We start from the raw sequence: 21,025 nt of genomic DNA, 5'->3' as shown, positions 1-21,025 counted from the left end.
CTGAGGTGGGGTGGTCACGGGTCGGGGGTCGGTCACGCGGGACGGGTGAGGGTGTGCGGGGCCAGCGCCGGTACCGGCCGTACGCTGCCGACGCGCCGGCCGCCGCCCGACGTCGCCTCACCGGCGCAGTCCACCAGCAGGCGGGGATCGACGCCCGCCAGCGTCAGGGCCGCCGCCGCCACCGGGATCCGCGCCCGGTTCGCCCCGTCCGCGATCTTCACGGCGATGGCGCGGCCGTCCGGCAGCGCGGCGATCTGGACGCCCTCGAAGCCGTCCTTGGCGAGCAGTCCCGGTACCGCGCGCATCAGCGCGGCCGTGTCCCGTCCGGTCCCCGACGCCATCTCCGGGTGACCGCGCAGCGCGTCCGCGACCCGGTACCCGGGAGTGCCCGGGGGCGCCGTGGCGATCCGGGCGGCGGCACGGGCCAGGCCGTGCAGGGAGACGGCGAACAGCGGGGTGCCGCAGCCGTCCACGCTGACATGGGCGGCGCGCTGGCCGGTGAACTCCTGGACGACCTCGGCCACGGCGATCTGGAGCGGGTGCGCGGGGTCGAGGTACGTCTCCAGCGGCCAGCCGTTGAGCCGGCAGAGGTAGAGCATCGCAGCGTGCTTGCCGGAGCAGTTCTGGGCGAGGCGGGAGGGCGGGCGCCCACTCCGGACCCAGGTGTCCCGCACCGAGGGGTCGTACGGGAGGTCCGGTACGTTGCGCAGGTGGTCCTCCCCGAGACCGGCCAGTTCGAGGATCCGTCGGGTGCCCGCGAGGTGGCGCTCCTCTCCGGAGTGGCTGCCCATCGCGAGGGAGAGGAGTTCGCCGTCGAGCGGCAGCCCGGCGCGCACCATGGCGACGGCCTGGAGCGGCTTGAGGGCGGATCGGGGGTAGAAGGCGGCCTCGGTGTCGCCGAGCCGGAACCGGACCGCGCCGTCGCCGTCGAGGACGACGACGGATCCGTGGTGGACTCCCTCGATCACGCCGCCACGGGTGACGTGGGCCACGGGGACGTGCCGGGGCTCGCGGATCGCGGGTGCGTCCGCAGGGGTACTTCTGTGCATCACTGCCTCGATCGATGGTGGGTCACTGCCGGTTCGTCGGCCGGGCGGCGGCCCCCGACAGCGGCGGAACCGTCTCCGCGTCGAGGTCCGCCGCCCGTTGTCAGTCGTCGGACCCGGCGGCCGCGCGCCCGGCACGGCCTCGGATCGCGTACCAGCCGGCGACCAGCACGGCGGCGATCAGCGGTACGCACAGGACGGTGGTACGGCCGGCACCGCCGTCGGCGTACATCAGGACCAGGACGGTGACGAGGAAGGCCAGCGTCACGAGCTCCGTCCAGGGCGAGCCCGGCAGCCGGTAGGCGGGGCGGGTCAGTTCACCGGCTCGGGTCTTCCGCCAGAAGAAGAGGTGGCAGATCATGATCATGCCCCAGGTGGCGAGGATGCCGATCGCCGCGAGGTTGAGCACGATCTCGAACGCGTCGGCGGGCACCACGTAGTTGAGGACCACGCCGAGGACGCACATGCCGCTGGTGAGCAGGATGCCGCCGTAGGGCACCTGACTGCGGCTCATCCGGGCGGTGAAGCGCGGGGCCGAGCCGTTGACGGCCATCGAGCGCAGGATGCGGCCGGTGGAGTAGAGGCCGGAGTTGAGCGAGGACATCGCCGCGGTGAGGACCACCAGGTTCATCACGCTGCCCGCGGCCGGCACCCCGATGTGGGACAGCACGGTGACGAAGGGGCTCTGACCGGCGGTGTACCTGTTCCACGGCAGCAGCATCGACAGCAGGAGCACCGAGCCGACGTAGAACAGGCCCACCCGCCACATGATCGAGTTGATCGCCTTCGGCATGATCTTCTCGGGGTTCTCCGTCTCCCCGGCCGTGACGCCGACCAGTTCGACGGAGGCGTAGGCGAAGACGACGCCCTGGATGATCAGCAGCATCGGCAGCAGACCGTTGGGGAAGATGCCGCCGTTGTCGGTGACCAGGGAGGGGCCGGGCACGGTGCCGTCCACCGGGTGCCGGGTGACCAGGAGGACGATCGCGATGCCCATGAAGACGACCAGCGCGCTGACCTTCACGATGGCGAACCAGAACTCCAGTTCGCCGAAGATCCGCACCGAGATGAGGTTCACGGTGAGGACCACCGCCAGGGCCACGAGCGCGATCACCCACTGCGGGACGTCGGAGAACAGGTGCCAGTAGTGGGCGTACGTGGCCACCGCGGTGATGTCGGCGATACCGGTGGTCGCCCAGTTCAGGAAGTACATCCAGCCCGCGGTGTACGCCCCCTTCTCGCCCAGGAACTCCCGGGCGTAGGAGACGAAGGCTCCGGAGGACGGCCGGTACAGGACGAGTTCACCGAGCGCTCTCACGACGAGGAACGCGAACACCCCGCACACCGCGTAGGCGACGAAAAGGGAGGGCCCGGCATCGGCGAGGCGGCCGCCGGCGCCGAGGAACAGGCCGGTGCCGATGGCGCCGCCGATGGCGATCATGTTGACGTGCCGGGGTTTCAAGGACTTGCTGTAGCCGGTGTCCCCGGCGTCGACGTGACGGGTGGAGGGGCGCTTCTCGTCTTTGAGGAACTGCTCGCTCACGCCTCGGGTCTGCCTTCTGTTGGGGGGATGTCCGTGCGCTGAGGGCGCACGATGTCGGTGAGGGTCGCCTCGACGCGGCGCAGGTGGTGGGACATGGCTTCCACCGCGTCCGGCTCGGACCCGTCGATCAGTGCTTCGACGATCGCCCGGTGCTCGCAGTTGGACTGCTCGCGTCGATCGCCGAGCTCGTTGAGGAAGGCCGACTGACGCGCCAGTGCGTCGCGGATCTCCTCGATGACCTTGCGGAAGACCGGGTTGCGGGAGGCTTCGGCCACTGCCAGGTGGAAGACGGTGTCCAGGGCGACCCACGCCGTGGTGTCGGTCTCCCGCTCCATCCGGTCGAGCAGGTGGGCCAGGTGGTCCAGGTCCTCCGGGGTGCGGCGCAGCGCCGCGTACCCGGCGACCGGGATCTCGACGTGCCGACGCACCTCCAGGAGGTCGCTGGCCGCGTAGTCGCCGAAGGTGGGGTCCTCGACCGTGTTCGCCACGACGAAGGTGCCCTTCCCGGTCTTGGAGACGGTCAGTCCCATGGTCTGGAGCGCCCGGAGCGCCTCCCGCAGCACGGGCCGGCTGACCTCCAGGGCGCGGCAGAGCTCCGCTTCGGAGGGGAGCTTGTCCCCCACCGCGTACTCGCCTCGCTCGATGGCACCGCGGAGATGACCGAACACCGCTTCCATCGCGCTCACGCGCCGGGGCACCGGACTGACTGTCTGGCTGTCTGACAGGTTCACGGGGTGATCCTGAGGGATTCGTACGATGATGTCAAGACACTCGGAGTGAAAGCTCAACTCCACTGGGGCGAACTCGAGTTCGCGCGGTCCGCCGAAAGGCACGGCCCAGGCGGGCGCTCGCGGTGGAGAGGGGCCTGCGCACGGCGCTTCCTTCCGGGACTGGGGGTTATGGTCAACGGCCGTCTCCTCCGTCGCCCACCCACCCGGCCATGCGTTCGGGTGGGTGGGCGACGGAGGAGGGGGTGCACGGCGCTGCGGCGCACGGACGCAAACCGCGGGGCGAAGCGATCGGCCACCGCGCGGAGGCGTTGGCTTGCGCATCCGGGCCGCAAGCAAGAATCCTGCTGCCGTTCACCTTCAAGTACAAGAAAAGACGTCTTCGCGACAGTTAAGTGAGCGTTAACCCCATGCAGAGACTGGACCCCCGTCTGCTCGCCACCCTCGAAGCCGTGGTCCGCCACGGTTCCTTCAACTCCGCCGCACGTGAGCTGGGTTACAGCGCACCCGCCGTCTCGCAGCAGATCGCCGAACTCGAACGCCGTACGGGTCTCAGGGTGCTGGAGCGCCGGCCCGTACGGCCCACCCCGGCCGGCGAGGTCCTCCTCGACGCCGAGCAGGGTGTCAGGAGCGCCCTGGCGGCGGCCTCCGTCGAACTCGACGCCATGCGCGCCGGCACAGCCGGGCGGATCCGGCTCGCCGCCTTCGCCTCCGCCGCCACCAGCATCGTCCCGAAGGCGCTTGCGCAGCTGCACACGACGTACCCCGACGTGCGGGTCAGCCTCTCCCAACTGGAGCCCGAAGCGGGCTACAGCCGCCTCAAGCGCGGAGACATGGACCTCACCCTCAGCTACGACTACGACTTCATACCCCAGCCCCCGCCCCGGACGCTGCGCCGGACGCTGGTCGCGCGGGATCCGGTCGTGGCGGTGGTCCCGGCCGGCCACCACCTCGCCGACCGGGAGGTCATCGACCTGGCCAGCCTCGCGTCCGAGACCTGGATCGCGGCTCCGGAAGCAGCGCTGCGCCTGGAACTGCTCGCCCAGATCGCCAAGACGCCGGGGTTCCGGGCGCGCCTGGAGTACGAGGGGGACGATTTCAACACCGTGCTCGGCTTCGTGGCCGCGGGCCTGTGCGTCGCCGTCATGCCGCAGCTGGCGCTCCCCCGCGGTACCACCCAGGTCGTGGCGCGCCCGTTGGCCGAGCCCGAGCTGACGCGTTTCATCTACGCCGTCCGCATCGACACCCGGCACGCCCCACACGCCCTGCTGGCCCTGGAGCAGATGCTCGCCGCGCAGGCGCTGGCCGCGCTCTCCTGAGGCGTGGAGGCGTGCGCGACGAACCGAACGTCACCGGGCCCCCGCCCGCCGGGGCGACTGTCGCGGCGCCGCCTCCCACCGGGGCCGCCGGACGGGCCCTACTCCGGCCGGGTGCCCCGGTCCGCCGTGAGCCGTTCACGCCACTCGGCGACGACCGTCGGGGACGTCGCGGCCAGACCGGCGATCTCCTCGTCGTCCCGCCCGTCGGTCCAGCTGAGGACCCGGGTGAGGACGGTGTTGCGCACGCGCCGGAGTTCCGTGACCATCTCCTCCAGTCGCTTCAGCTCCTCGCCGGTGGCGGCGAGCGTCTCGTCGACCGCCGCCCTCTCCTCGGCCCGCTCCTGCCACAGGTAGGCCGGCAGTCCGGTGAGAACCACGCCGTCGTCGCCCGCGGCACTGCGAAACGTCTCGGCGAGGTGGGCGAGCACGCAGTCCGAGGCGTCGGCGAGGCTCGCGCCCACGACCTTGGCGGCCTCCCAGGCGGTGCGCCCGGCGTCGCTGGTCCGGAGCCAGATCCGGGCTTCGACCGGCGTGCGGTCGCCGCAGGCGGCCGCACGGTAGGCGTACAGCGCCGCGCGGTGGCCGTAGAACGTGTAGCCGTCCTCGATCTGAACGTGCGCCGGGGCGCACATCCGCCCCGGAACGCCTCCGTAACCGGAAACGGGTTCGTAGGCGGCGTAGGCGTCGAGTTCCGCGTCGGTCGCCGTCGACCAGGACGGATCGCACAGCTCCGGGTTCCGGGCGAGGAAGTCCGCCACCTCCACCCGCGTGCCGGGGACCCGGCTCGCGCGGGGGCCGGCCCAGACCACCGCGCCCGTCGCGTCGGACGTGTGGTCGCAGGCCCGTTCGAGATCTGACCAGGCCGTGGCGGCCTCGGCGGACCACTCCAGGTCACCGGCAGGCCCCACCCGGTGCAGGGAGTCGATCACCCGCTGAACCACGGGCAGTATTCCCTCGGCCAGCGCATGGAGTTCCTCGGCCGTGAAGAACCGCCACGTGCACGCACCCTGGCCGTCGGAGCCCCGGTGGGTGAGCGGGTGGACGAGGACGGCGGGCGAGGGCAGGGCCCCGTCCCCGACCTCGGCCCGCCGAGGCCCCGGGAGCCCCGGGAAGGAATCCTCCTGCGGCGCCCGCCAGTCGGTGTCCCCGAACCACACGGCGCCGGTGCCGAGGTCGACGGCCAGCCACTGCTGGTAGCGGTTCCCCGGGCCGAACCGTTCCTGCTGGTGCTCGGCCCGCCGGTCGTGCCACACGTATTCCGCCGGGGGCGGACTGAGTTGGACGGCGACGAAACCCTCATGGGGGGTGTACCCGACGACGACGTGTGCGGTCGGTTCGGTGTGCTCAGTCCCGGACATGCGGCTCCCTCCGTGCCGGACAGTGGCGGATCCACCACTGTGCGCACAGAGCCTGCCTCGCCGAAGCTGTCCGATCAAATCCGATCACTTGTGGACTTGCACGCCTTCGAGAGTCCGTACACGAGCGGAATCGACGTGACGGGCCCCGGGTGGTGATCACGGAACGCCGCCGTTCCCAACCAGTGAACAGCCGGCGAACGACGACTTGACACCATGTCATCGGCGGCCTCAGGATCGGCTCGTGAACCTGTCAGACAGCAGGACAGGCGGTTCGGATCGGCGGCCGTACGACCGGCCGCGCCCCTCCGCCCAAGAGCTGCCCGGCAGGACTGCGGCACACGCAGCGTGTCCCTCCGGTTCGTCCGCACCCCGGAGGGCCGGCGGATCTCGGCGATCGCCTGGCACGACCACTCCTGACCGCCCCGACCGAGCGGGATGCCGCCCACGCCGTCCAACGCGCCGTGAGGTGCGCGGCACCCGCGTCCGGTTCTCCTACCATCAGGGCGGCACCGGCCCTCAGGAACGGAGTCGCCTCCCGTGACCGATGATCGCAGCGCCCTGACCGACCGGTCGAAGCCGAGCATCGCCCGGGTGTACGACTACCTGCTCGGCGGCGAGGAGAACTACGCCGTCGACCGCGAGATCGGCGACTTCTTCCTCCGGGACCTGCCCGGCTCGGTGGCGATCGCCCACGCCAACCGCCGGGCGCTGGTACGGGCCGTGGGCGCGATGGTCCGCGAGGGCGTCCAGCAGTTCGTCGACATGGGCAGCGGCCTGCCGACCGCCGACAACGTGCACCAGGTCGCCCTGCGGCACGCTCCCGGGGCGCGCGTCGCCTACGTCGACCACGATCCGACCGTGCTCGCCCACGGCCGCGCCCTGCTGGGCTCCGCCGGACGCAGCACCCTGGTCCAGGCGGACCTGCGCGAGCCGGAGTCGATCCGCGACCACCCCGACGTGCGGCGCCTGATCGACTTCAACGAGCCGGTGGCCGTGGTCTTCAGCGCCGTACTGCACCACCTCGACGACTCCGAGCATCCCGCCGCGCTGGTTCGCTGGTGGGTGGACCGGGTGCCCCCGGGCAGCCTGGTCTACATCTCGCACTTCCGCTCCGGCGGGAACGAGGAGGCCCGGATCGCCGAGCAGAAGCTGCAGGACAGCTTCGGCCGCGGCCGCTGGCGCACCGACGAGGAGATCCTCGGCCTGTTCGACGGCCTCGAACTGCTCGAACCGGGCCTGGTGCCCTGCTCGTTGTGGCGGCCGGAGCCCGAGGCGGACGGCACCGCGGCGCCCTCGGACGAAGCCGACCTGCCGGTCTGGGAGCGGCTGATCTCCTGTGCCCTGGCCCGCATGCCCTGACCGGCCGCAGCGCTGGACAGCCCGCGCTCCGGGGCCGGGGCGCGGGCTGCACGGTGTTCGCCTCAGCGGTTCAGTGCTTCGGTGCTTCAGCGGTTCGGTGCTTCGGCGGTTCGGTGCTTCGGCGGTTCAGCGGTTCAGCGGTTCGGTGCATGGCTCAACGGCCCTGCAGGGACTTGACGTTGTCGCCGAAGGTCCAGCCCTTCGAACCGTCCCAGTTGAGCGACCAGGTCATCAGCCCCTTCAGTGCTCCGCCGAAGGCGCTCCACGCCTGGCCGACCGATCCCGGGTCCATGTAGCCGCCGCCCGCGCCGGGTTGGGCCGGCAGGCCGGGCACCTGTTTGTCGTAGGGCACGGTGACGGTGGTGCCCTGGATGGTCAGCCCCCTGTTCAGGCATGTGGTCTGCGCGGTGAAGCCCTGTACGGTGCCGGCCTGGTAGGAGTCGCCGGAGCAGCCGTACATGCTGCCGTTGTAGTACTGCATGTTGAGCCACCACAGCTGCCCGTTGTCGACGTACTTCTTGATGATCGGCAGGTAGGCGCCCCAGATCGAGCCGTAGGTGACGCTGCCGCCGGTGACGTAGGCGGTCTCGGGGGCCATGGTCAGGCCGAACCCGGCGGGCATCTGGGCCAGCACGCCGTCGATGATGCGGATCAGGTTGGCCTGGGAGGCGGACAGCGTGTTGATGCTGCCACTGCCGGAGAGGCCGGTCTCGACGTCGATGTCGATCCCGTCGAAGTTGTACTTCTTGAGGATCGGGACGACGGTCGCCACGAACCTGTCGGCGACGGCGCTGGAGCTCAGGTCGATGCCCGCGGCGGCGCCGCCGATGGACATCAGGATCGTCGCGCCGGCGGCCTTGGCCTGGCACATCTCGGCGGGGGTCGACACCTTGACGTTGGTGTCCATTCCGTCCTGCCACTGGACGGTGCCGTCCGACAGGATCACCGGGAAGGCCGCGTTGATGACGTTGTAGCCGTGCGCGGCGATCCGGCTGTCCGTGATCGGGGCCCAGCCCATGCCCGGGTGGACGCCGTTCGAGGCGCCGTCCCAGTTCTCCCAGTAGCCCTGAAGGACCTTGCCCGAGGGCTTGGGCTTGGTGGGGCAGGTGTCCCCCGGCGCCGGGGTCGTGGGCGGCGGAGTGGTCGGCGGGGTGCTGGTCGGCGGCGGAGTGGTGGGCGGTGCGCTGGTCGGGGTGGCGGTCGGCGAGGGGCTGCTGCCGCCGGGACCGGTGAGCGACACGTCGTCCGCGTAGTACGCGGGCTGGCCGTACCAGCCGTGCAGGTAGACCGTCACCGAGGTGGTGGTGGGGCCGGTGGTGAAGCCGACGCTGAGCTGGCCGTACAAGGAGTTGCCCGGCGTCCAGGTGGACGGTTCGCTGCCGGCGCCGGTGCCGGTGGCGCCCAGGTAGACGTAGCTGCCCTGGACGTAGGCGCTCAGCGTGTACTGCGAGTTGGGCTGCACGCTGACGGTCTGGCCGCACTGGGCGTCGTCCTGGCCGCTCGGCGTGGCCCGGAGCGCGGAGGCACCGGAGTGGACCGGGCTGCCGACGGCCGCGCCGGAGCCGCCGGAACACGTCCAGCCGGAGAGTCCGTTCTCGAAGCCGGGGTTGGACACCAGGTTGGTGGTGGCGGCCCCGGCGGTGACCGAGCCGACCGCGGCGATTCCGGCACCGATGACGGCGGCGGCGCTCAACCCGGCGAGGGAGCGCATCAGGACACTCGCGCCCTGTTCGGGGCGACCGGGATCCGGACTGCGGTGGAAACCCCCCGACGACGCGCGCGGCGCGCGTGACCTCCGACCGGACATGCTGAGCTCCCTTCCCGCCGGGCGCCATGGGAATGACCGGCGCGTGGGGGCGTGCCGCCCGGCTGTGGGTGAGGTGGGGACATGTGGGGCTGTGCCGGACCGGATCGTAGGAGGGCGGGCAGCGTCGGTCAATAGGTCTGGACCATTTAGGTCTGGACCAATTTCGCCACCCTCACCGTGCCGCCGTCACGCCGCCTCGCCCGCTGGACGTCACCGCGACCTTCGCTCGCGGCCCGCGGGGTCGACACCTCCAAGACCTACCGCCTCAACGGCGCCGCTGAGGAGGCCTCCTGACGCGCACTGCGCCGGCCCGCGGGAGGACGCCGACCGCCGCGTCCCCGGGGCAGTTGTCCGGTGGCCACCGCGGGTGCTGCGCGGGCAGGCCGCTCAGACCGTCGGCAGCGGCGCCGGGGCGGCCGGACCGGTGTAGCGGGCCGACGGGCGGATGATCTTGGAGTCGGCGGCCTGTTCCAGGATGTTGGCGCTCCAGCCGATCGCCCGGCCCGCGGCGAAGGTGGGGGTGAACATCTCCCGGGGCAGGCCGCACAGGTGCATCACCACGCCGGCGTAGAACTCGACGTTGGCGTGGAGTTCGCGCCCCGGCTTCAGCTCCGCCAGGATCGCCTCGACCTGGGCCTCGACCTGGACGGCGAGGTCGACCAGCTCGCCGCCGAAGGACTGCGCGACCCCGCGCAGCATCCGGGAGCGCGGGTCCTCGGTGCGGTAGACGGCGTGGCCGAAGCCCATGATCCGGTCGCCGGCCAGCACGCGCTCCCTGATCCAGCCGTCGATCCGCTCGGGGGTGCCGATCGCGTCCAGGGTGTCCAGTGCCCGGCTGGGGGCGCCGCCGTGCAGCGGGCCGGAGAGCGCGCCGAGCCCGCCGACCAGGCAGGCCACCAGGTCGGCGCCGGTGGAGGCGATCACCCGGGCGGTGAAGGTGGAGGCGTTGAAGCCGTGGTCCACGGTGGAGATCAGGTACTGCTCGATCGCCCGGGCCTTGGCCGGCTCGGGTTCCTCCCCGGTCAGCATGTAGAGGTAGTTGGCGGCGTAGCCGAGGTCCTCGCGCGGCTCTATCGGCTGCTGAGCGTTCTGCAGCCGGTGCAGCGCGGTGAGCACGGTGGGCACCAGCGCGGTGGCGAACAGGGCGTCCTCGACGCGCTGTTCGGGGGCGGTGTCGTAGAGCGGCCGGATGCCGCGGTCGGCGGCGGCGATCGAGAGCGCGGCACCCAGGGCGGTCAGCGGGCCGCCGTGCGCGGTGCTCGCCGCGAGTGCGGGCAGCAGCGGGCGCAGCGCGTCGGGCAGTCGGCGCAGCGGTGCGGTACGGGCCAGGAAGGCGGCGCGGCGGGCCGGGTCGGGGAGTTCGCCGAGCAGCATCAGGTGCCAGACGTCCTCCAGGGTGCGCTGCTCGGCGAGGTCGATCGCCGAGTACTGGCGGTAGTGGTAGAAGCCCTCCAGCCCGCGGACGTCACTGAGTTCGGTCTCGGTGACCACGACGCCCTTGAGTCCGCGCGGGACCTCGATCTCGGTGGTGCTCGGGGTGTTCGACATGGCGGCAGCCCTCCTGGGGGTGTTCGTACCCGTTGACGTTCTGTACTCTCCGATCATTGATCCATGTTGTCAATGTTGATTGAAATCAATGTGGAATACTGTGGATCGATCGATCACCATCAAGTCGCGGGACGAGGACGAGGGCAGACCATGGCCGAACGCTTGACCACCCAGCAGGTCGCCGAGCAGCTCGGGGTCAAGGTGGAGACGGTGTACGCCTACGCCAGCCGCGGCCAGCTCAGCAGCGAGCGGGCCCCGGGCGGCAAGGGCAGCACCTTCGACGCCCGCGAGGTGGCCGAACTGGCCGCCCGCGGCCGCCGGGCTCCGCTGCGCCCACCGGGCCAGGCCTCCGCCGGCGAACCCCCGGCCGCCGGACGCTCGGCCGCCGACCCGTGGACCACCGCGGCCTGGCCCGGCGGGCCTGTCACGGTGCGGACCGGCCTGACCCTGATCGAGAACGGCCGGCTCCACTACCGCGGCCGGGATGCCGTCCAACTCGCCGCCGAGCACGGCTTCGAGGCCGCCGTTGCCTGGCTCTGGGGCCTGGGCACCGACGCCCCCGTCTCCCTGCGGGTGCCGCCCGCCACCGCCGAAGCCCTCACCCGGGCCGCCGCCGCGCTGCCCGCCGGGATCCGGCTGCCCGACCGGCTGCGGATCTCGGCCACCGTCGCCGCCGCGCTCGACCCGCTCCGCTTCGACCTGCGCGAACAGACGGTGCTGGCGGCCGGCGCCGCCCTGATCGCCGGAATGGTCGAGGCCCTGCCCCGCACCGCACCCGATCCCGGGCCCGACGCCACGCTCGCGGCGCGGCTGTGGAGCCGCCTCGCCACCGCCGCCCCCACGCCCGAGGCACTGGCCTGCCTGGACCGCGCCCTGGTGTTGCTCCTCGACCACGAGCTGGCGGTGTCCACGGTGGCGGCCCGGGTCGCGGCCTCGGCCCGGGCCCATCCGTACGCGGTGGTCTCGGCCGGCCTCGGCGCCACCGACGGCCCGCTGCACGGCGCGGCCAGCCCGCTGGCCCACCGGATGCTCGCCGAGGTGCTGGCCGACGGCGCCGTCCCCGTGGTCTCCGACTACCTGCGCACCGGCAGGGCGATCCCCGGCCTCGGCCATCGCCTCTACCCGGACGGCGACCCCCGGGCGGTCGCCCTGCTCGACGCCGTCGCCCGGCTCGACGGCGGCGCAGTCGTGGTGAGGGCGGTCGCCGAGGTCGAGGCGGCGGCGGGCCCCGCCGGACGACCGGCCCTGCGGGCCAACGTCGACCTGGCCCTGGCCGCCATGGCCCTGGCCGCCGGCCTGCCGGCCGAGGCCGGCGAGGTGGTCTTCGCCGTCGCCCGCACCCCGGGCTGGCTGGCCCACGCCGTGGAGGAGTACCGCGAGGAGCCCCTGCGCATGCGCGCCCGCGCCGGCTACACCGGCCCGCGGCCGCAGCAGAGCTGACCCCGCTTCACCACGAGCCGGGCCGGCGCCCACGCGGTGGTCGTCGCCGTCGAACGCGGGCTGTTGGACAGGCGTCAGCCCCTCAACCAATACGGAGCGTCAGAACGGTTAGTGGATTAGGCTGGTCGCCATGACCCACGAGACCCGCGGCGCCACGATGCCCGCCGTCGCCTACCGCCGGAGCCTGCCGATCGACGACCCCGAGAGCCTGGTGGACGTCGAGCTGCCGGTCCCCGAGCCCGGCCCGCGGGACCTGCTGGTCCGGGTCGAGGCCGTGGCCGTCAACCCGATCGACTGCAAGGTCCGGCGCGGCACCGACCCGGGCGGCACGCCCAAGGTGCTGGGCTGGGACGCGGCCGGCACCGTCGTCGCCGTCGGCGCCGACGTGGAGCTCTTCCGGGTCGGGGAGGAGGTCTACTACGCCGGGGCCGTCGACCGCCCCGGCGCCAACTCCCGCTACCACGCCGTCGACGAGAGCCTGGTCGGCCGCAAGCCCGCCTCGCTCTCCTTCACCGAGGCGGCGGCGATGCCGCTGACCTCGCTCACCGCCTGGGAGGGCCTGTTCGACCGGCTCGGGCTGCGCACCGGCGCACCGGAGCAGACCGGCACCCTGCTGGTGACGGCGGCCGCGGGCGGGGTCGGCGCGATGGTCGCCCAGCTGGCGCGCGCCCTGACCGGACTCACCGTGATCGGCACCGCCTCCCGCCCCCGGACCGCCGCGTTCGCCCGCCGCATGGGCGTCGACCACGTGGTCGACCACACCGAGCCCCTCGCCCCGCAGCTCGCCGAACTCGCCCCCGGAGGCCTCGACCACGTCTTCAGTACGGTCGGGACGCAGCGCAACCTCCCCGTCTACGCCGAACTGCTCAACCCCTTCGGCCGGATCGTCGCCATCGACGACGTCGACACCCTGCCGATGGGGCTGCTCAAGCCGAAGAGCATCGCGTTCCACTGGGAGTCGATGTTCACCCGCTCCCGCTTCGCGACCCCGGACCGGGCCGGGCAGCACCGGATCCTCACCCGGGTGGCACACCTGGTGGACGCCGGCGTGCTCCGCACCACCGCCATCCGCGACCTCGGGCCCGTCAACGCCGCCAACCTCCGTGCGGCGCACCGGCTCCAGGAGTCGGGCACCACGATCGGGAAGACGACCCTCACCGGGTTCTGAGCGGCCGCCGTCCCGCCCCGTCACGCACTCGGCGGGTTCCGGTCCAGGTAGCGCAGGCCCTGTTTGAGGTACGCCCGCGGGTTGGTGGTCAGATGGCGGGCCCAGGCGGGCTTGGCCTCGCCGCGCCGGTGGGCGTAGCAGGCCAGGGCGTAGCCGAACATCCGCTCGCTCAGGTAGCCGAGCCGCGTGTACGACCAACCCTGTTTGTCCTGGCTGTAGTTGAAGGCGGAGTTGGCGGTGAAGATGCCGAGTCCGAAGTGGACCGTCAGCAGGTCGGTGAGCGGCTCGTGGTCGTGCCGGTCGGCGGGGATGCGCTGCTCGTCGAGGAGGCGGACGTGCCCCAGCTCGTGGGCGACGGTGGCGACCAGGGCGACCGGACGGGCGGCCTGGCGCTGGTCGACGGCGATCACCGGCCGCCCGTTCTCGCGCCGGTAGTGCCCGGCGGCGTAGCGGGACCGCCTGGCGAGCCGGAGGTCCGCGACCATGGCGTCCTCGCCGTCGTCCGGCTGGATCTCGATCGTCAGCCGGTTGGGCGCCACGTCCAGGTATCCGCAGATCTGGGCGATCACGCCCCGGATGTCCTCCTCGGAGCCCCGGAACGGCCCCGGGAAGTACTCCCCGGTCGGCAGCACCGGCGCGCGGTCCAGCACGGCACGGCCGAATTCGGCCGCCAGCCAGGCCATCGACTCCTCGATCCAAGCCCGTTCGTCCGGCCCGACCGGGCACTTCGGCGAGAACAGCGCCATGACACCCCCGAGTGATCACGGCCATCATGCCATTGGCTGACGGGCCGCCCACATCGGTGGCTGAGCTCAACCCGTGGCCAGGCGCGGGGCGAAGGCCGAGAACCACAGGGCCGCGAACGTGGCGACGGTCATCACGGGCACGAAGAACCGGGTCTCCAGCTTCCCCCCGGTCCGCCGGATCAGCACGAGCTCGAAGCGCCTGCGGCAGGGCCAGAACAGGGGCGCGCCCCGGCGGGTCAGGCAGTCGCCGAGCAGGTGGCTCAGCGTCCCCAGGCAGACCGTGTAGGGCAGCCAGACGGCGATGCCGGTGAACCAGGCAGCCACCGTCGCCGTCCCGACACCGGCCAGACCGACGGAGGTCACCCATGCCGTCAGCCCGCGCCCCGGCGGGTGCAGGTGCAGGGCACGCGCCGCGAGAGCGAAGAGGACGAAGGTGAGACCGAGGGTGAAGCCGCCGCCGAGGCGGGTGACGCCCATCCAGGTGCCCCAGCTGGTGAGCGCCACGAACAGCAGCGAGTGCGTCGCATGGCGGTGGCCCCCGCACAGTCGGCCCACCACACGGCACAACCCCCTCGACAGCGGACCCAGCAGGTGCGCGGGCGTCGCGTCGTGGTGGTCGAGGTCCGGCAGCAGCGCGGCCCCGGCACAGAGCAGCGTGCCGACCAGGACCTCGCTCGGCCGCGGCTGCGCGCCCAACAGGGCCTCCGGCAGGAACGGCGCGGTGGCCGCGTAGAGCAGTGCCCCGCTGATCGCATGTGACTGACCCAGCATGTCGCCCCCCTTCTCCGTCCCGCTGCCTCGCGCCCCGCCCGCTCCGACCGCCACCCGGGAGCCCGACGGGGACCCGTCTGCTACCCGCCCAGCCCCCGCCCACTCCTCCGCGGCCACGCACCGCCGGGCCACGGGCGCTGGTGGTCGCGCGGCAGGCCTCGAGCGGGCGGAGCGGCGGCGACGTGCTCAAGCACACCGGGTGGGAGTTCCTCGACGGTGAGCCGTCGGGCCGGGCTCCGACGCACATCGCGGCGGGACTCCCGCGTTGCGCGACCGGATTCCTCCGCACGGGACGGCAAGCTCGGACGGTGGCAACAGCGTGCCGCCGGGTTTTCGGGGGTACGCGGTGCACCTGACCGCAACCGAACGTTGGGAGAGCCATGCCGAAGGACGTCATCGAGCTGATCACCGCGGACCACCGCGAGGTCGAGAAGCTGTTCGATCGCTTGCAGGCGGGCGGTGCGGACCGGGTCGCGGTGCTCGACCGGGTCGGCGCGCTGCTGGTCGCGCACTCGCGGGCCGAGGAGGAGCGGGTGTACCCCGTCGTCGCGAAGCGGGCACCCGGTGAGAAGGACCAGGTGGCGCACAGCGAGGACGAGCACGAGCAGGCGGAAGGACTGATCAGGCGGCTGCAGGCCACCGATCCGGGCTCCGAGAAGTTCGACTCCCTGGTCACCGAGCTCGTCGAGGCCGTCCGGCACCACGTCGAGACCGAGGAGTCCGAGGTCCTGCCCGCGCTGCGGGAGGCGGTGGACAGCAAGCAGTTGCACGAGCTGGGCGGGAAGTTCCGCGAGCGGCGCGAGGAGGCACTGGCCGAGGCCGAACGGGAAGCGGCCGAGCGCCGCCGGGGTGGCGAGCCGACCAAGGACGAGCTGTACCGGCAGGCCCAGGAGGCGGAGATCTCCGGACGCTCGAGCATGACCAAGCAGGAACTCGCCGACACCCTGGAACACCAGGGGTGACCCACCCCGTGCTGCGGCCGGGGCAGCAGGGCCCGGGCCGACGTACGACCCCCGGCCGCGCGGTCGAGCAGCGGTCCCCGACGAAACGAAAGGACGCCGAGAATGCCGCTCAAGCGAGCCCAGGAGCACCACCACATCAGCCGCGACCTGGAACTGAACCCGGTCTTCAGCCGTGAGCCCGTAAAAGTCCCCCGGTACGCCCTCCCGAAGAGCGAGATGGAGCCGGAGACCGCCTACCAGCTGGTGCACGACGAACTCATGCTGGACGGCAACGCGCGGCTGAACCTGGCGACGTTCGTGTCGACCTGGACCGAGCCGCAGGCGCTGCGTCTGATGGGCGAGTGCGCCGAGAAGAACATGATCGACAAGGACGAGTACCCGCAGACGGCCGAGCTGGAGACGCGCTGCGTGCACATGCTCGCCCGGCTGTGGAACGCCCCCGACGCCCACCGGGCGGTGGGCTGCTCGACCACGGGTTCCAGCGAGGCGGCGATGCTCGGCGGACTCGCGCTCAAGCGCCGCTGGCAGCACCGCCTCGCAGCGGACGGCACGACGGCGAAGCCGAACCTGGTCATGGGCATCAACGTGCAGATCTGCTGGGAGAAGTTCGCCGACTACTTCGACGTGGAGGCCCGCTACGTCCCCATGGAAGGCGAGCGCTACCACCTCTCCCCCGAGGCCGCGGTCGAGCTGTGCGACGAGAACACCATCGGCGTCGTCGCGGTGCTGGGCTCCACCTTCGACGGCAGCTACGAACCGGTGGCCGAACTCGCCGCCGCGCTGGACGACTTGCAGGAACGCACCGGCCTGGACATCCCGATCCACGTCGACGGCGCCTCCGGAGCGATGATCGCCCCGTTCCTCGACCCCGACCTGGTCTGGGACTTCAGGCTGCCGCGGGTGGCCTCCATCAACACCTCCGGCCACAAGTTCGGCCTGGTCATGCCCGGGGTCGGGTGGGCGCTGTGGCGCGACGAGCAGGCCCTGCCCGACGACCTGGTCTTCCATGTGAACTACCTGGGCGGCGACATGCCCACGTTCGCGCTCAACTTCTCCCGCCCCGGCGCCCAGGTCGTCGCCCAGTACTACAACTTCCTGCGCCTGGGCTTCGACGGTTACCGGCGGGTGCAGCAGACCTGCCGCGACGTCGCCACCCGACTGGCGGGCGAGATCGCCGGACTCGGACCGTTCGAGCTGATCACCGACGGCAGCCAGACCCCCGTCTTCGCCTTCCGGATCCGCCAGGGCATCGACGCCTTCAGCGTCTTCGACGTCTCCGCCGCGCTACGCGAACGCGGCTGGCTGGTGCCCGCCTACACCTTCCCCGAGAACCGCACCGACCTGGCGGTCCTACGGATCGTGGTCCGCAACGGCTTCAGCCACGACCTCGCCGACCTGCTGCTCGCCGACCTCAAACGCGTACTCGAACGCCTGGAGCACCAGAGCGGGCCGCAACGCAGCGCCGACGACGCGGGCGGCTTCGCTCACGGAGCCGAGACCAAGAACCCCAAGCGGCCCGGACGGCACTGACACCCCCGCGCGGGGCGGCCGCGCCGGGGCCCCGGCGCGGCCGCCCCGCACTCCCAGGAGAGGCAGGACCCCATGTGCCGCTTGTTCGGCATGAGCAGCGCGCCCCGGCGCAGCCGCGCGACGTTCTGGCTGCTGGACGCCCCCGACAACCTGAGCGACCAGAGCCGCCGGGAGCCCGACGGAACCGGGCTCGGCTACTTCACCGCCGACGGGACGCCACAGGTGCACAAGGCCCCCGTCGCCGCGTTCCAGGACCGCGCCTTCGCCGAGGACGCGGCGACGGTGGAGTCGGCGACGTTCCTGGCCCACATCCGCTACGCCTCCACCGGAGCCCTGCGGGAGTCCAACACCCATCCCTTCGAAATGAACGGCCGACTGTTCGCCCACAACGGGGTGATCGAAGACCTGGACCGGCTCGACGCCCACCTGGGCGCGGACCGGTCACTCGTCAAGGGCGACACCGACTCCGAACGCTTCTTCGCCCTGGTCACCCGGGAAACCACCGCACACGGTGGGGACGTCACTGCCGGAATCGTGGCCGCCGCCCGCTGGACGGCCCGCCACCTGCCCCTCTACGCCCTCAACATCGTCCTCGCCACGAGCGACCAGCTCTGGGCGCTGCGGTACCCGGACACCCACGAACTACACGTCCTCGAACGCCGGCCCGGCGGGCACCACGGCAACCGCCAGCTGGACCACGCCGGCGCCGCCGGACGCATGCGCGTCCACTCCGGCGACCTCGCCCGGACCCCGGCGACGGTGGTCGCCAGCGAACGCATGGACGACAACCCGCACTGGCTGCTGATGGAGCCCGGTGAACTCCTGCACGTCGGGCCCGACCGGGCGGTCACCCGCCGGATCGTCCTCCCGCAGGAACCCGCCCACCGCCTGACCCTCGCCGATCTCCACCCCACGGCCGCCGCCTCCCAGCAGGCGGCCTGAGGCCGCCGCCGGCCCCACCCGGCAGTAGCCGGCGCGACGCACCCCGCGCCGTGAAGTGGCCTCTTCGGTGACTTCGCCCCCCGACGGCCGATTCCGCCGATCGAGGAGACCGTGCCCGAACCTCGCGCCGATCCCGTGTAGGGCGCCCGCATCCGGGCAGTCGCCCGGACAGCTGTGCACACCCCTTCAGAGCGGAGAGTCGTTCTCATGATCATGGAGAAGCTGCACAAGGCCGGAGTGAAATCCGAGCACGCCTACATGGCCGGCCTGGCCTCCATCGGACTGTCCTTCGTCTCCTGGATGGTCTCCGTCAAGGCCGAGGCCGCCGGCGTGGAGCGTGCCGACCGCTGGGGCATCTTCGTGGGCGAATGGGCGCCCACGTTCTTCTGCATGGGACTCGCCCTGTCCCAGTACGAGCGTGACGACAACCCCGTCTACGCCAACGACCCCAGGGTCACCGCCACGACCACCTGAATCGGACGGCACGGTCCCGCGCCCGTAACGCACCCGGGGCACACCGCCCCGCGGCCGGGCCGCGGCGACCGAACGGCGTCGGCCACCGGACCGCGACCCGGACGTACCGCCCGGGAGCGGCGCGGGGCCGACGCCGGCCGTGTGTGAACACCAGGGAGGGTCCGGGGGTGGGGTGGGGCCCGCGACGCCGAGGTGCCGGTACCCGTCCGCCTACGGAGGCCGGCATCGCCGACGGTGCCGCGCACGGGCGCGGGCGTCGCCGAGCCCCCGGCGGCCCGGCCCCTCCGGCTCAGCCGGACCGGCCCGCCCGGACCCCGGCCGCGGCCAGCACCGCGCACACCGCCAGATTCGTCAGCGGGTAGGCCGCCAGGACAGCCACGAACTCCCGCAGGGTCGCGCTGGGCCGGTAGTAGGCCGCGGTCGGCGCGCCGTGTGCCTCGCCCGGGACCCCGGCCCGGCGCGCGAGGATGGCCGCTCGCAGCGAGTGGAAGTCGTTGGTCACGATGGCGCAGCGGTAGCCCGGGCGGATCCGCTCCATCAGCTCCCGGCTGAACGCTACGTTCTCCCCGGTGTTCGTCGAGGCGCTCTCCTGGAGGATGTGCGTGCCGGGGACGCCCCGCGCCATGAGGTAGTCGGCCATCGCCTCGGCCTCGGATACGCGCTCGTCCGAGCCCTTGCCGCCGGAGACCACCAGGGTCGGGGGCCGTCCTTGCGCCGCCTGGCGCCGGTACAGGGTCAGGGCCTTCTGGAGTCGCGAGGCCAGGAGCGGCGGGACGGTGGATCCGTCCGCCAGTCCGGCGCCGAGGACGACCACGAAGTCGACCGGGCGGCGTGCCGTGACCCGTTGGTAGAGCACGGCGTAACCGACGAAACAGAGGAAGAGGAACCCCACGTAGCCGGCCACCAGCAGGGCAGCGGTTGCCGCGGCGCGCAGCGGCCCGTGCTCGGTGCGTGCGGCGACGACCGCGAGCGCGAGTGCGGCCAGGACCGCGAGGCCCGCCAGTGGGGACAGGAGGTTGGCCGGGCGACCGCCTTCGGCGCGGACCATCCGGATGCCGTTGGCCATCAGGGCTCCGGCGACGGCCGTCGCGCCCGCCACGGCCGCGACGCCGGTGGCGCCCGCCACCGCCTGGGCCACCGGGCGGTGGAAGCGGTCGAGCACCAGGAAGGAGCCGGCGAACACCAGGACGGTGCACAGGCCCAGGAGGACGCCGTTGCCGAAGCGACGCCGGTCATCGCGGAAGCGCCGTGCGAAGAGCAGCAGGAGCAGAACGGCTGCGAGAAGGCAGAGGAAGGGGAGCAAGGTCACTGCGGCTCCTGGCAGCAGGTGGTGGGGCGCCGGCTGCCGCCGGTGTCCGGGGCTCGCGAACACGGCAGTGCGATGCGCTCCAGGTCCGCCCACAGGTCCTGGGCCCGCTCACGCAGTCCCACCACCGTGGAGCTGCCCGCCTCGACCGCGCTGAGGTAGGCGTCTATGCCGGTCACCGCGTGATACACCTGCCGACGCAGCGGCTCCACCCGCGCCGCCTCCTCGCCGTGTTCGCATGGCGACCCGACCCGCTCGGCCAGCAGGAGCCTGAGCCGCTCCAGCCCTTCCCTGCTCATCGGATCCACGTCCACCATCTCCGTACGAGAGCCGCCGCACGGATCGCCATGACGATCCGCGTTACCTTCACTGTTCGCCGATCCGCCAGACATGTCAACCAATGCACGAATCCATTGTCATGTTTCAGCGGTCATGAAACAGGAGTCTTATCGTGGATACATGAACGACGCAACGGCGGCCGAGCGGCAGTGGACCTTCCTGACCAACCACGCCCGGGTCCTCGTCCAGATAGCCCGCGACCCCGGCATCCGGGTGCGCGACATCGCCACCCGCTGCCTGCTCACGGAACGCGCCGTCCAGCGCATCATCACCGACCTCGAACAGGCCGGATACCTCAGCCACGAACGCCGCGGCCGCACCAACCACTACAGCGTCCTCGCGGGCAAGCAGCTACGCCATCCCGCCGACGCCGGCCCCACCGTCGCCGAACTCCTCGCCACCCTGCTGCGGACACCCGGCGACGGGCAGCACCACCCGGCTCCCGCCGTGCCGGAACCTGCCGGCCCGCGCTCACCGGATCAGGTCGACGGACAGCAGGGTGACGGACTGTCCCAGGGCCGCCCGACGGGCGCGGACCGCCTTGACGGTGCCGTTTCCGGTGCCCAGTAGCGTCCAGCCGGTGGCCGTCGCCGGCGGTCCGCCCGAGCGCCGAGCCGGGGCGCCGGCCGCCGCCGGGCC

19 protein-coding genes and 1 pseudogene are annotated in these 21,025 nt (G+C 72.3%); 9 read left to right on the top strand and 11 right to left on the bottom strand.

Translation table 11 applies throughout. The features are described from left to right. Positions 1 to 32: 32 nt before the first annotated feature. From HS99_RS02825 to HS99_RS02815, 3 genes are all read right to left on the bottom strand, one after another. Entirely contained in the window at positions 33 to 1,049 is a 1,017-nt protein-coding gene (locus HS99_RS02825; RefSeq protein ID WP_030550330.1) for an asparaginase, read from the bottom strand. 100 nt (positions 1,050 to 1,149) lie between these two features. After that, positions 1,150 to 2,589: an amino acid permease gene (locus HS99_RS02820; protein ID WP_030279212.1), complete on the bottom strand. Its 1,440-nt coding sequence runs from the start codon at positions 2,587 to 2,589 to the stop codon at positions 1,150 to 1,152. Then, the gene (locus HS99_RS02815) at positions 2,586 to 3,266 is read right to left on the bottom strand and encodes a FadR/GntR family transcriptional regulator (RefSeq protein ID WP_030279211.1); all 681 of its coding nucleotides are present in this window, start codon (positions 3,264 to 3,266) and stop codon (positions 2,586 to 2,588) included. Before HS99_RS02815 ends, HS99_RS02820 begins: the two co-directional genes overlap by 4 nt. A gap of 461 nt (positions 3,267 to 3,727) precedes the next feature. On the opposite strand from HS99_RS02815, the gene HS99_RS02810 reads away from it, so the two are divergent. Further along, complete coding sequence (locus tag HS99_RS02810; protein ID WP_050367055.1) at positions 3,728 to 4,636, top strand: LysR family transcriptional regulator; 909 nt, start codon at positions 3,728 to 3,730, stop codon at positions 4,634 to 4,636. 98 nt (positions 4,637 to 4,734) lie between these two features. Here the strand turns inward: HS99_RS02810 and HS99_RS02805 are convergent, their stop codons facing one another. Continuing rightward, complete coding sequence (locus HS99_RS02805) at positions 4,735 to 5,994, bottom strand: hypothetical protein (RefSeq protein ID WP_030279209.1); 1,260 nt, start codon at positions 5,992 to 5,994, stop codon at positions 4,735 to 4,737. Positions 5,995 to 6,531: 537 nt separating this feature from the next. Between HS99_RS02805 and HS99_RS02800 the strand changes: the two genes are divergently transcribed. Beyond that, positions 6,532 to 7,353 (top strand): SAM-dependent methyltransferase, encoded by an 822-nt coding sequence (locus HS99_RS02800; RefSeq protein ID WP_030550328.1) that lies wholly within the window; start codon positions 6,532 to 6,534, stop codon positions 7,351 to 7,353. Positions 7,354 to 7,507: 154 nt separating this feature from the next. Here the strand turns inward: HS99_RS02800 and HS99_RS47625 are convergent, their stop codons facing one another. From HS99_RS47625 to HS99_RS02790, 3 genes and pseudogenes are all read right to left on the bottom strand, one after another. Further along, positions 7,508 to 8,593, bottom strand: coding sequence for a chitinase (locus tag HS99_RS47625; RefSeq protein WP_370863215.1), 1,086 nt, complete (start codon positions 8,591 to 8,593; stop codon positions 7,508 to 7,510). A 42-nt stretch (positions 8,594 to 8,635) separates the two neighbouring features. Further along, positions 8,636 to 9,064: pseudogene (locus HS99_RS47620) on the bottom strand (carbohydrate binding domain-containing protein); the annotation flags it as partial. 483 nt (positions 9,065 to 9,547) lie between these two features. Further along, positions 9,548 to 10,708, bottom strand: coding sequence for a citrate synthase/methylcitrate synthase (locus tag HS99_RS02790; RefSeq protein ID WP_030550324.1), 1,161 nt, complete (start codon positions 10,706 to 10,708; stop codon positions 9,548 to 9,550). Between the two features lie 150 nt (positions 10,709 to 10,858). Between HS99_RS02790 and HS99_RS02785 the strand changes: the two genes are divergently transcribed. Next, on the top strand, positions 10,859 to 12,148 hold the full coding sequence (locus tag HS99_RS02785; protein ID WP_030550322.1) for a citrate synthase: 1,290 nt from the start codon (positions 10,859 to 10,861) through the stop codon (positions 12,146 to 12,148). A gap of 130 nt (positions 12,149 to 12,278) precedes the next feature. After that, positions 12,279 to 13,316: a zinc-binding alcohol dehydrogenase family protein gene (locus HS99_RS02780; protein ID WP_043480361.1), complete on the top strand. Its 1,038-nt coding sequence runs from the start codon at positions 12,279 to 12,281 to the stop codon at positions 13,314 to 13,316. Positions 13,317 to 13,336: 20 nt separating this feature from the next. Here HS99_RS02780 and HS99_RS02775 read toward each other — a convergent pair whose 3' ends face one another. Then, positions 13,337 to 14,062, bottom strand: a complete 726-nt coding sequence (locus HS99_RS02775) for a hypothetical protein (protein ID WP_050367054.1) — start codon at positions 14,060 to 14,062, stop codon at positions 13,337 to 13,339. A 66-nt stretch (positions 14,063 to 14,128) separates the two neighbouring features. Further along, positions 14,129 to 14,833, bottom strand: a complete 705-nt coding sequence (locus HS99_RS02770; protein ID WP_030279197.1) for a metal-dependent hydrolase — start codon at positions 14,831 to 14,833, stop codon at positions 14,129 to 14,131. Between the two features lie 380 nt (positions 14,834 to 15,213). Here HS99_RS02770 and HS99_RS02765 point away from each other — a divergent pair, with 380 nt between their 5' ends. From HS99_RS02765 to HS99_RS02750, 4 genes are all read left to right on the top strand, one after another. Next, complete coding sequence (locus tag HS99_RS02765) at positions 15,214 to 15,795, top strand: hemerythrin domain-containing protein (protein WP_030550318.1); 582 nt, start codon at positions 15,214 to 15,216, stop codon at positions 15,793 to 15,795. 102 nt (positions 15,796 to 15,897) lie between these two features. Continuing rightward, positions 15,898 to 17,325, top strand: coding sequence for a glutamate decarboxylase (gene gad / locus HS99_RS02760; protein ID WP_030550316.1), 1,428 nt, complete (start codon positions 15,898 to 15,900; stop codon positions 17,323 to 17,325). Positions 17,326 to 17,397: 72 nt separating this feature from the next. Beyond that, positions 17,398 to 18,267, top strand: a complete 870-nt coding sequence (locus HS99_RS02755; protein ID WP_030279190.1) for a class II glutamine amidotransferase — start codon at positions 17,398 to 17,400, stop codon at positions 18,265 to 18,267. A gap of 207 nt (positions 18,268 to 18,474) precedes the next feature. Next, positions 18,475 to 18,741, top strand: coding sequence for a hypothetical protein (locus tag HS99_RS02750; RefSeq protein WP_030279188.1), 267 nt, complete (start codon positions 18,475 to 18,477; stop codon positions 18,739 to 18,741). A gap of 289 nt (positions 18,742 to 19,030) precedes the next feature. Here the strand turns inward: HS99_RS02750 and HS99_RS02745 are convergent, their stop codons facing one another. Further along, complete coding sequence (locus tag HS99_RS02745; protein ID WP_232790734.1) at positions 19,031 to 20,050, bottom strand: YdcF family protein; 1,020 nt, start codon at positions 20,048 to 20,050, stop codon at positions 19,031 to 19,033. Beyond that, positions 20,047 to 20,346 (bottom strand): hypothetical protein, encoded by a 300-nt coding sequence (locus tag HS99_RS02740; protein ID WP_141763641.1) that lies wholly within the window; start codon positions 20,344 to 20,346, stop codon positions 20,047 to 20,049. Before HS99_RS02740 ends, HS99_RS02745 begins: the two co-directional genes overlap by 4 nt. Positions 20,347 to 20,506: 160 nt before the next feature. Here HS99_RS02740 and HS99_RS48310 point away from each other — a divergent pair, with 160 nt between their 5' ends. Next, a complete protein-coding gene (locus HS99_RS48310) occupies positions 20,507 to 20,956 on the top strand; it encodes a helix-turn-helix transcriptional regulator (protein WP_078867059.1) in 450 nt (149 codons plus the stop codon). Positions 20,957 to 21,025 lie beyond the last annotated feature (69 nt).

The organism is Kitasatospora aureofaciens (assembly GCF_001188955.3).
Taxonomy (GTDB): Bacteria; Actinomycetota; Actinomycetes; order Streptomycetales; family Streptomycetaceae; genus Kitasatospora; species Kitasatospora aureofaciens.
The sequence above is the reverse complement of the archived record's forward strand: the minus strand, read 5'-3'. Positions and strand labels throughout refer to the sequence as shown.